Origin of the sequence: Streptomyces sp. NPDC002476, assembly GCF_042889785.1 — a bacterium.
Taxonomy (GTDB): Bacteria; Actinomycetota; Actinomycetes; order Streptomycetales; family Streptomycetaceae; genus Streptomyces.
The window spans coordinates 17,602-27,412 of record NZ_JBIARH010000063.1 but is presented as its reverse complement, the minus strand read 5'-3'; the positions used below and the strand labels follow the sequence as shown (position 1 = coordinate 27,412).

Genomic DNA, 9,811 nt, shown 5'->3' with positions numbered 1-9,811 from the left:
AGACGCCACCAGGCAACAGCCCGACACAGCCACTACCGACGACGATCCGCCCACGAACCTGCTGGATAGATCACGAAACCGCACTGGAGTACTAGAAGAAGCCGAGTTTCTGAGGGCTGTAAGAACAAAGAATGTTCTTCGTCTGCTGGTAGTGCTCCAGCATCATCCGGTGGTTCTCCCGGCCGATGCCCGACTGCTTGTAGCCGCCGAATGCGGCATGGGCCGGGTACGCGTGGTAGCAGTTCGTCCAGACCCTGCCCGCATGGATGGCGCGGCCCGCGCGGTAGGCGGTGTTGACGTCGCGGGTCCACACGCCCGCGCCGAGGCCGTACAGAGTGTCGTTCGCCGTCCTGATCGCGTCGTCGAAGTCCGAGAAGGATGTCACCGCCACGACCGGGCCGAAGATCTCCTCCTGGAAGACCCGCATGCGGTTGTCGCCCTCGAAGACCGTCGGCTGGACGTAGTAGCCGCCCGCCAGCTCCCCGTCGTGCTCGATCCGCTGACCGCCGGTGAGGATCTTCGCGCCCTCCTGCCGGCCGATGTCCAGATAGGAGAGGATCTTCTGCATCTGGTCGTTGGACGCCTGCGCGCCGATCATGGTGTCCGTGTCCAGCGGGTTCCCCGCCACGATCTTCTCGGTGCGGGCGATGCCCGCCTGCAGGAACTCGTCGTAGATCCCGCGCTGGATCAGCGCGCGCGACGGACAGGTGCACACCTCGCCCTGGTTGAGGGCGAACATGGTGAAGCCCTCCAGGGCCTTGTCGCGGAAGTCGTCGTCCTCGTTCCACACGTCGTCGAAGAAGATGTTCGGGGACTTGCCGCCCAGCTCCAGCGTGACCGGCTTGATGTTCTCGGAGGCGTACTGCATGATCAGCCGCCCGGTCGTCGTCTCTCCGGTGAACGCGATCTTCGCGACGCGCGGGCTGGACGCGAGAGGCTTGCCGGCCTCGGCGCCGAAGCCGTTGACGATGTTGACCACGCCGGGTGGCAGGAGATCGGCGATCAGCTTCAGCCACACGTGGATGGAGGCCGGGGTCTGCTCGGCCGGCTTCAGGACCACCGCGTTGCCCGCCGCGAGGGCGGGAGCCAGCTTCCATGTCGCCATCAGGATGGGGAAGTTCCACGGGATGATCTGGGCCACCACTCCCAGCGGCTCGTGGAAGTGGTACGCGACGGTGTCGTCGTCGATCTGGCTGAGGGTCCCTTCCTGAGCGCGCAGCGCACCGGCGAAGTAGCGGAAGTGATCGATGGCCAGCGGGATGTCGGCGGCCAGGGTCTCGCGCACCGGCTTTCCGTTGTCCCAGCTCTCGGCGACCGCCAGCTCCTCCAGATGCGCCTCCATCCGGTCGGCGATCCGGTTGAGGATCGAGGCACGGTCGGCCGCCGAGGTGGCGCCCCACGCGGGCGCCGCGACGTGTGCCGCGTCCAGGGCGCGTTCGACGTCCTCGGCGGTGCCCCGGGCGACCTCGGTGAACGGCCTGCCGTTCACCGGACTGGGATTCTCGAAGTACTGGCCCCGGACGGGCGGGACGTACGCACCGCCGATCCAGTGGTCGTAGCGGGACTCGTACGAGACGATGGCGCCTTCGGTGCCCGGCGCGGCGTAACGGGTCATCTCTGTGGTCTCCCGGATCCGGTGCCGCCCGCCGTTGGACGGCTCTCGGCGCGAGGGTAGAACGCGCTACGTTGCAACCCCGTTGCACCCGCGGGGCGGCGCCGAGGGCTGTCGTCGAACTTCCGCCCGCTACGGCAGTTCGAGGACAGGGCCCGGCCCCGCCGCCCCCTGTTCCGTCTCCAGCGCCCGGACCCGGGCGAGCAGTGCCGGGCGCCGGTCCCCGGGCGCGGCCGCCGCGAGCGCGCGCCAGACCGGAAGGTCGTCCTCGCCCCAGGGGCTGTGTGCCCAGTCGGCCAGCAGCCCCGGGTCACCGCGTGCGATCAGTGCCGCCCGCAACTGCTCGTCGAGTCGGTGGCGCAAGCGGACGACGGACGGCGACTGCGAGCCGGGCAGCAGAGGGCCCGCGTAGACGCCCAGCGCCGACGCCACCGCGCCCGACGCCAGTCTGCGTGCCACCGTGTCGAAGTCGGCGTCGACGGCGGCCGAGAGCCGGTAGGGGCGGGAGAGCAGGAGTTCTGGCCCCAGGAGCCGCCGCAGCCGCGAGAGTTCGGCCCGCAGCGTCACGGGGGTCACCGACTCGTCCTCGTACAGTTCGACGAGGAGTTCGTCGCCGCCGAGGCCCTCGGGATGCCGGGCCAGGGTCACCAGGATCTCGCTGTGCCGTCTGCTGAGCCGCACCCTGCGGCCGCCCGCGACGAGAAGCGCCTCGTCCCGGCCGAGCGCGGTGAGCTGTACGGTCCCGTCGTCGGACGTGGGTGCGATCAGGGCCAGCTGCGACTCGGCGGCCCGCGCCACCGCCTGCACGAACGCCAGACTGTGCGGATGCGCGAGCCGGTCCCCTCCGGTGATGTCCACCGCGCCCAGCACCCGTCCCGTGCGCGGGTCGTGCAGCGGCGCCGCCGCGCACGTCCACTGCTGGACCGTCCGGCAGAAGTGCTCGGCGGCGAAGACCTGCACCGGCCGGTCGACGGCGAGGGCCGTGCCCGGCGCGTTCGTCCCGGCAACGGACTCCGCCCAGCGGGCGCCCTCCACGAAGTTCATCCGGCTCGCGGCGCGTCGGGCCTTCGGATGTCCTTCGACCCACAGCAGTCTGCCGTGAGCGTCGCACACCGCGAGCAGGTGCTCCCCGTCCGTCGCGTAGGTGCACATCAGCTCGCGGATCACCGGCATGACGGGGGCCAGGGGGTGCCCGTCCCGGTACGGCCCCAGGTCGTCGGCACCCAGTTCGACCGGGACCGTGCCGTCGGGGCTGACCCGGGCCCGGGCCGAACGGCGCCACGACTCACCGACCACCGGCCGCACCGGGTGCTCCAGCCGTCCGGCCGTGGTGAACACCTCGTGCGCGTGCCGCAGCCGGCCGAGCCACCGCCCCGGGTCCGTACCGGCTGCCAGGGCCACCCAGGGGTCCGTCAACTCACCCTCCCGTCCAGGCGCGTCGTGTACCCCCATCGTGGCCGCAGCGGACGGCTGCCACAACCGTGGCGCGCGGCGACCGGACGGGTGTCGCCGCCCGGCAGGACGCCGGGCGGGGGACGCCTCAGCCTGCCGAGTACAGGTTGACCAAGCGGATGTAGCGCACCCAGTCCCAGTTCGGGCCGGGGTCGGTGTGGTCGGAGCCCGGGACCTGGGTGTGGCCGAGGATGTGCGCCCGGTCCTTGGGGATGCCGTGACGGTCGCAGATCGAGGCGGTCAGCAGCGCCGACTTCTGGTACATGGTGTTGGTGAAGTACGACGGCTGATCCACCCAGCCCTCGTGCTCGATGCCGATACTGCGCGTGTTGTAGTCCCAGTTCCCCGCGTGCCAGGCGATGTTCCGCTCCCGGACGCACTGGGCGACGTAGCCGTCCCCCGAACGCACCACGTAGTGGGCGGAGACCTGCTTGGCAGGGTTCTGGAAGATCCCGATCGTGTCCGAGAACGTCTCCTGCGCGACGTGGATGATCACGTACTGGACCGGATAGGTCGAAGGACGGTTCGACGCCGAGTAGTTGGACGTGGACGCGGGCGCCCAGTGGGCGACCGGGTAATCCGTGCCGCCCGCTGTCGTGGCGGCCGCGGCGCGGGCGGATGCGGGCAGCAGCGCGGCTGCCGCCGTCGCCGCGGCGCCCTGGAGGATCCTTCTGCGGTGCATGAGAACTCCTGTACGTGGGGGGAATCGAGACGGAGGAACAGGACAAGAGGCGTCAGGGCCGGGGAGGCGCCACGGTCTCCTGCGGAGGGCGGTGGATCCCGCGATGCGGATCACCCACGGGTTGCCACTCCGTGCGGGTCTTCGCGACGCTCGTGGGGTTGGTGTCGTACATGTGTGCCGACGGCGCCTCCCCTCCATGACGGACTGGTTGACAGGCGTCGAGCTCGGACAGACCGTAGCCGCGGTTCGGGCACCGCACCAGCTCCAACTGCGATATGCGGGGCGCGCCTTCGAGAGGGCGCGCGGAAGCCGCCGACATCGGATGGCTGTCGGACTCGGTGCGCGGCCACGGCGTCGAAGTGCCGTTCAGCAGCTCGACCAGGACCACCGTGTTCATCGCACACTCCACGGCCACGCCGCAGGTCTCGCCCTGACGGGCATGGCCGTCGCCCGGCCTCGGCGCACCGATGACGGGGGAGCGGCGGCGCGGGCCGAGCCGTGCGAACGCCCGCAGGTGCACCGGGCCGATGGTGAGCGCCGCGCCGAGCACTGCGCCCCGCATTCTGTGCCGCGGGTCCCTCGTCTTCCCGGCGAGCGGTGCCGCGGCCTCGGAACCGGCGAGGACCGGCACCGTGTGCGTGAGGCCGGCGAAGAACCCGCCGACGCCGCCGCAACCGTCCGTGGGGTGCGAAGTGCCGAACAACGGCCGTGTGTTGACCGAACCTCGGCAGTCCGACGAGGAGCATCGCGAAGACGCCGAGGACGAGAACCTCGAAGACGCCGAGTACGGTGCCGAACCCCGAAGAGGCCCCCACCTCGAAGCACCCGGCGAGCGCGATGACCACGGCGCCCAGCAGCGACCACGGCCACCGGAGATGCCCGGGTGACGGCAGCCACCGCCGGTGCGGGGTCCCCGCCGTCGTGAAGCCGAGCCGGAGCGGGAGCAGCGCGGTGAACAGGCGGCCGATCAGCGCCGCCATCACGGACAGCGGCGGACGGCCGCCCGCGAACGCCGCTCCTGACGGAAGGGACGCGGCGACGACGGCCGCCGGGGTCAGCGCCGTGATGCTCTGGAAGGGGGCCTCACGCAGCCCGAGGGCATCACGTAACAGTGCGCTTCCCGGATCCCCCGACACCCGTGGCCCCCTTCGTCCGATGTCCGGAAGGCGTCGTCCGATGTACGGGCCAGCGGCCCGCGCGCCCTACCGTACGGGCGACGCGCGGGCGGCGGAAGACGCCGGGCGCCGGATTCGGGTGCGGGGCGGGCGGCACGCAACGGCGGACCGGGCGGGCGGCCGGTCCGGACGCGAGGGGGCGAACGGAGGGCCGGCGAGGGTGCCGACTCGTGCGCGGGTCCGGGCCCGGGGCCGCCACCGGCCGCGTTCCGGGCCACCTGACCCGCCGTGTCCGGCCGGTGGCCGGCGCGGCGGTGGTCAGCCGCGCAGCGGACGCGGCAGCTTCAGGAGCGTCACCGACGTGTCGACGCCGCTGTCGACGAGCCGGCCGTTCGCGTCGAACGCCTCGGGGCCGTTGCTGAAACCGGCCAGCGGCAGGTCCCCGAGCACGGCACTTCCGGTGACCCGCGCGGTGCACCCGGGACGGCCGTGCCGGTCCTGCGCGCCCGCGGCAGCCCGACGGCAAGGGAACGACGGACGACACGCGCGGTCATGGGGGCCTCCTGAGGCACGAACAGCTCGGACGCGCGTCGGGTTCCGCCCTCCCTCTCAACGTGCGGTGACATCGAGTTGAACACCGGGGCGGCGCGCGGTGACGGACGGGGGAGCGGAAGGCTCCGCACCGCCCAGTGCCGCCGCCGGGTCCTCGTCCCCGGGGCCTGCCGGTACCCAGTGCCCGTCCTCGTCGTGGTACGGCCACCAGCGGCCGTCCCGGCCGTACCGGAGCTGCACACCGTCCTCCGCGGCCGTCCAGCGGTTGCCGACGGCCCGCAGCCCGGGGCGCTCGTCCTCCTCCCACGCGGCGGTGAGCCGGGCCTGAGCCCTGGTCAGGGTTTCCGGGTCCGGTGTCCACTCCTCGTCGAGCACGGCGATACCGGCCGCCCCGCCGTAGCGCCAGGCGCGCACCGCCGTGTCGAGGGCGGCCGGGCTCCGTCCCGATCCGGCGGCCAGCCGCTTCGCGATCCAGGGTTCGGGCCGGGCGTCCGCGAGCAGCCGCACGACATCCTCACGTGGCGTCAGCGTGACGGGCAGCGGCCGACGAGCATGGTCGGGGGAGAGGGCGTCCGCCAGCATCCGATGGGCACGCGCCGCGCCGTCGGCCGCCAGAAGCTCCAGGACCGCCGTGTCGATGCCGGGCTCCGGTTCGGTCTCCGTCTCCAGCGACGGGACCCGACCCGGCTCGTCCGGCAGGGGCGGGGGAGCGGGTAGCGGGGGCAGGATGTCCCGTGCGGCGAACGCCTCGTCCGCCCGCACACCCCCGTGCGCCGCCTCCGCCGACGCGGCGCCCATGGCACCGTATCCGTCGGCCGGGGCACCCCGGCCGGGCGCCACCCGTTCCGAGGCACGGGCCACGATGCGCAGTTGGAGCTCGTCCAGGAGCCGGCGTTCGCCGCGCCCCCGCATGAGCAGCAGCACGAAGGGGTCCTGGTCGAGCAACCGCGCCACCTGGTAGCACAGCGCGGCGGTGTGCGGGCAGTGGTCCCACGCCTCGCAGCTGCATTCGGGTTCCAGGTCGCCGATACCCGGGAGCAGTTCCACCCCTGCCGCCGCCGCGTCCTCGACCAGATGGGGCGGCATCTCGCGATCGAGGAGCGCCGCGACATGCCCGGCGCGGGCGGCGGCCACGTCCAGGAAGCGCTCCCAGTCCGCCTCGTCCAGCTCCTGGAACAGCACGTCGCTGCGGTACGCCGACCCGCCCCGGTCGCGGACGACCGCGGTGATCCGGCCCGGCCGTACCGACACCGCGCCGACCAGGCCCTCGCGCGCGACCCCGCGCCCCTTCTTGAGCTGGGAGCCGTCCAGCGCGGTGTCCTCCAGGGCCTTCAGCCATGCCCGCCCCCACCAGGAGTCGGCGAATCCGCGTCCGCGTGCGGGCGGCAGCGCGGTGAAGGTACGTTCCTGCGCCGATGCCGCGTCGGCGCCGTATCCCGCCTCGCTGTCGTATCCGCCGTGCTCGCCGTGTCCGTCGTGCCCGTGGTTCATCAGGAGCCCCCTCGTAGTTCCACCAGTTCGGCCAGTTCCGCGTCCGTCAGTTCGGTGAACGCCGCCTCGCCGGAGCCGAGCACCGCGTCGGCCAGCCCCTGCTTCCTGGTCAGCATGCCGGCGATCCGGTCCTCGACAGTGCCTTCGGCGATCAGCCGGTGCACCTGCACCGGCCGGGTCTGGCCGATCCGGTACGCGCGGTCGGTGGCCTGCGCCTCCACCGCGGGGTTCCACCATCGGTCGAAGTGCACGACATGCCCGGCGCGGGTGAGGTTGAGCCCGGTACCGGCCGCCTTCAGCGACAGCAGGAAGACCGGGCACTCGCCCGCCTGGAATCTCCCCACCATGGCCTCCCGTTCCATGACCGGTGTGCCGCCGTGCAGGAACTGCGTGGGTACGCCCCGGGCCGCCAGGTGCCGTTCGAGCAGCCGGGCCATGGCCACGTACTGCGTGAACACGAGCACGCTTGCGCCCTCCGCCAGGATCGTGTCGAGCAGCTCGTCCAGCAGCTCCACCTTCCCCGAGCGGCCCTCGATCCGCGGCGCGTTCTCCTTGAGGTACTGAGCCGGGTGATTGCAGATCTGCTTCAGGGCCGTCAGGAGCTTCACCACCAGTCCGCGCCGCGCGAAGCCGTCGGCGGTCGAGAGCGCGGTGAGGGTCTCCCGGACCACCGCTTCGTAGAGTCCGGTCTGCTCCGCGGTGAGCGACACCGTCCGGTCCGTCTCGGTCTTCGGCGGCAGTTCCGGGGCGATACCGGGATCCGACTTGCGCCGCCGCAACAGGAACGGCCGCACCAGTGCGGCGAGCCGTTCGGCAGCCGCCGGATCGCCGCCCTCCGCGGTCCGCGCGTAGCGCGTGCGGAAGGTACCGAGGCCGCCCAGCAGGCCGGGCGTGGTCCAGTCGAGGATCGCCCACAGTTCCGACAGGTTGTTCTCCACCGGGGTGCCGGTGAGCGCGATCCGCGCCCGCGCGCCGATCGTCCGCAGCTGCTTGGCGGTCGCCGAGTACGGGTTCTTGACGTGCTGTGCCTCGTCGGCGACCACCAGACCCCACGCGACCTCGGAGAGCCTCGCCGCGTCGAGCCGCATGGTGCCGTAGGTGGTCAGCACGAACTCACCGGCAGCCGGCCCCGTGAGGTCGCGCGCCCCGCCGTGGAAGCGGCGGACCGGCGTGCCCGGCGCGAACTTCTCGATCTCCCGCTGCCAGTTCCCCATGAGCGAGGTCGGGCACACCACGAGGGTCGGTCCGGTGTCCGGATCGGCGGCGAGCCGGTGCAGGTGCAGCGCGATCAGGGTGATGGTCTTGCCGAGGCCCATGTCGTCCGCGAGGCAGCCGCCGAGGCCGAGCGAGGTCATGGTGTGCAGCCAGTTCAGACCACGCAACTGGTAGTCGCGCAACACGGCGTCGAGTGCTGCCGGCTGACCGATCGTCCACCGTTCGTCCCGTGCCGCGTCGGACTCGGGATCCGTCAGCCTGCGGCGCAGCTGTTCCAGCCGGCCGGTGGCGCGCACGGCGACCCGACGGCCGCCGAACTCGGCGGAACCGGTCAGTACGGCGCCCAGCGCGTCGAGCGGCGCGACCTTGCGGTCCCGGGTCTCCCGGGCACGTCGCACCTCCTCGGGATCGATGAGGACCCACTGGTCGCGCAGTCGCACCAGCGGCCTGTTGGCCTCGGCGAGCCGGTCCAGTTCGGCGCGGCTGAGCTTCTGGTCGCCCAGCGCGAACCACCAGTCGAACGACAGCAGCGCGTCCGTCGACAGGAACGACGATGTCTCCGCGTCGGTACGGGCCGGTCCCTCGGGCTCCTGGTCGGTTTCGTCGGGCGGGCCGATCACCGCACGCGCGGTGAGCGTGCGGGCCAGTTCGCGCGGCCAGTGCACCTGGACCCCGGCCGCGGCGAGGGCCCGGCCGGCCGGACCGAGGAGTTCCGTGAGCTCCTCGTCGGCCGGTTCGACGAAGTCGGGCACGGCGGCCGACAGCAGCGGTGTCAGCGCGGGCCAGGCACGGGCGGCCCGCCGCAGGGACAGCAGTGCGTCCATGCGGGCGCGCGGGCCGAATGCCGCGGCCGGACCCGTTCCCGTGCCCGTCCAGACGTCGGCGGCATCGGCGACCAGCGTCGGATCGCCGACACCGTGGATCTGAAGGACGGCCCGGAAGGAGGCGCCGTCGGCCGTTCCGGCCAAAGGCCCGTCGTCCGCTCCCGCGTCCGTCAGCCCCGGCACCTCCACCCGCAGGGAGAGCCGCACGCCCGCATCATGCCCGGCCGCGACATCGGCGGCCCAGGCGCGCCCGCCCGGCAGACGCCGTGCCTCGTCGACGGCGAACGCGGGGCTCGTCGCGGTGAGGGCCGCGGCCGGCGTACGCGGCAGGCCGTCGGCCACCGCGTCGAGGAACGCGCGGAGCAGCCGTTCGGGTTCCGGCAGCAGCACCGGGTGCGCGGACGCGTCGAGTGGAACGGCGTGGGCGAGCGGCGGCATCGAGGCGGCGAGCGTACGGATGCGCTCCTGGTCGTCCGCGGACAGCGGACCGGCCCGCCAGGCGTCGTGATCGGTGGCGGTGAGTCCGGGCAGCAGCAGGCCGCGGGCGGCGAGTTGCAGTGCGAGAAGCGCGGCGGTGCCCCAGAACGCGGCGGCGCCGGAGGCATGCGGCGCGAGGCGTGCGCGCGTCAGCACGGGCAGCGCGTCCCGGACGGGGAGCATCAGCGCGGGTACGACGTACACCTGCGCGTCGGCCCCGACGACGACCAGCTCCTCGACGGAGCCAGGACCGTCGGGCGGAGCGCTGCCGTCCGGATGCCAGAAGGCGATACGGCCGGCACGGAACGGGTCCCCGGGGAGGAAGACCACGGAAAAGCCGGAGAGTGCGGAGACCTCGGAAAGCGTTGCGGCAGGGAACCTGTGCACAGCG

General features: G+C 72.6%; 8 protein-coding genes. 1 reads left to right on the top strand and 7 read right to left on the bottom strand.

All coding sequences use genetic code 11. The features are described from left to right. Positions 1 to 91: 91 nt before the first annotated feature. From ACFYXM_RS34850 to ACFYXM_RS34835, 4 genes are all read right to left on the bottom strand, one after another. Positions 92 to 1,615, bottom strand: coding sequence for an aldehyde dehydrogenase family protein (locus ACFYXM_RS34850; RefSeq protein ID WP_389295582.1), 1,524 nt, complete (start codon positions 1,613 to 1,615; stop codon positions 92 to 94). A 129-nt stretch (positions 1,616 to 1,744) separates the two neighbouring features. Continuing rightward, positions 1,745 to 3,028, bottom strand: coding sequence for a GAF domain-containing protein (locus ACFYXM_RS34845; RefSeq protein WP_389295581.1), 1,284 nt, complete (start codon positions 3,026 to 3,028; stop codon positions 1,745 to 1,747). Between the two features lie 124 nt (positions 3,029 to 3,152). Further along, positions 3,153 to 3,746 (bottom strand): N-acetylmuramoyl-L-alanine amidase, encoded by a 594-nt coding sequence (locus ACFYXM_RS34840; RefSeq protein ID WP_389295579.1) that lies wholly within the window; start codon positions 3,744 to 3,746, stop codon positions 3,153 to 3,155. A gap of 52 nt (positions 3,747 to 3,798) precedes the next feature. Then, positions 3,799 to 4,449: a hypothetical protein gene (locus ACFYXM_RS34835; RefSeq protein ID WP_389295577.1), complete on the bottom strand. Its 651-nt coding sequence runs from the start codon at positions 4,447 to 4,449 to the stop codon at positions 3,799 to 3,801. A gap of 7 nt (positions 4,450 to 4,456) precedes the next feature. On the opposite strand from ACFYXM_RS34835, the gene ACFYXM_RS34830 reads away from it, so the two are divergent. After that, positions 4,457 to 4,633: a hypothetical protein gene (locus ACFYXM_RS34830; RefSeq protein ID WP_389295575.1), complete on the top strand. Its 177-nt coding sequence runs from the start codon at positions 4,457 to 4,459 to the stop codon at positions 4,631 to 4,633. A gap of 546 nt (positions 4,634 to 5,179) precedes the next feature. On the opposite strand, the gene ACFYXM_RS34825 is transcribed toward ACFYXM_RS34830, so the two are convergent. The 3 genes from ACFYXM_RS34825 to ACFYXM_RS34815 form a co-directional block, all read right to left on the bottom strand. Beyond that, a complete protein-coding gene (locus tag ACFYXM_RS34825) occupies positions 5,180 to 5,311 on the bottom strand; it encodes a hypothetical protein (protein WP_389295573.1) in 132 nt (43 codons plus the stop codon). 159 nt (positions 5,312 to 5,470) lie between these two features. Then, a complete protein-coding gene (locus ACFYXM_RS34820; RefSeq protein WP_389295571.1) occupies positions 5,471 to 6,904 on the bottom strand; it encodes an SWF or SNF family helicase in 1,434 nt (477 codons plus the stop codon). Then, complete coding sequence (locus ACFYXM_RS34815) at positions 6,904 to 9,807, bottom strand: DEAD/DEAH box helicase (protein WP_389295569.1); 2,904 nt, start codon at positions 9,805 to 9,807, stop codon at positions 6,904 to 6,906. Before ACFYXM_RS34815 ends, ACFYXM_RS34820 begins: the two co-directional genes overlap by 1 nt. Positions 9,808 to 9,811: the final 4 nt, after the last annotated feature.

Bases quoted from the DNA above. Each gene is read 5' to 3' on its own strand.
- ACFYXM_RS34840 (WP_389295579.1), bottom strand. From the start codon at position 3,746: ATGCACCGCAGAAGGATCCTCCAGGGCGCCGCGGCGACGGCGGCAGCC.
- ACFYXM_RS34820 (WP_389295571.1), bottom strand. From the start codon at position 6,904: ATGAACCACGGGCACGACGGACACGGCGAGCACGGCGGATACGACAGC.
- ACFYXM_RS34850 (WP_389295582.1), bottom strand. From the start codon at position 1,615: ATGACCCGTTACGCCGCGCCGGGCACCGAAGGCGCCATCGTCTCGTAC.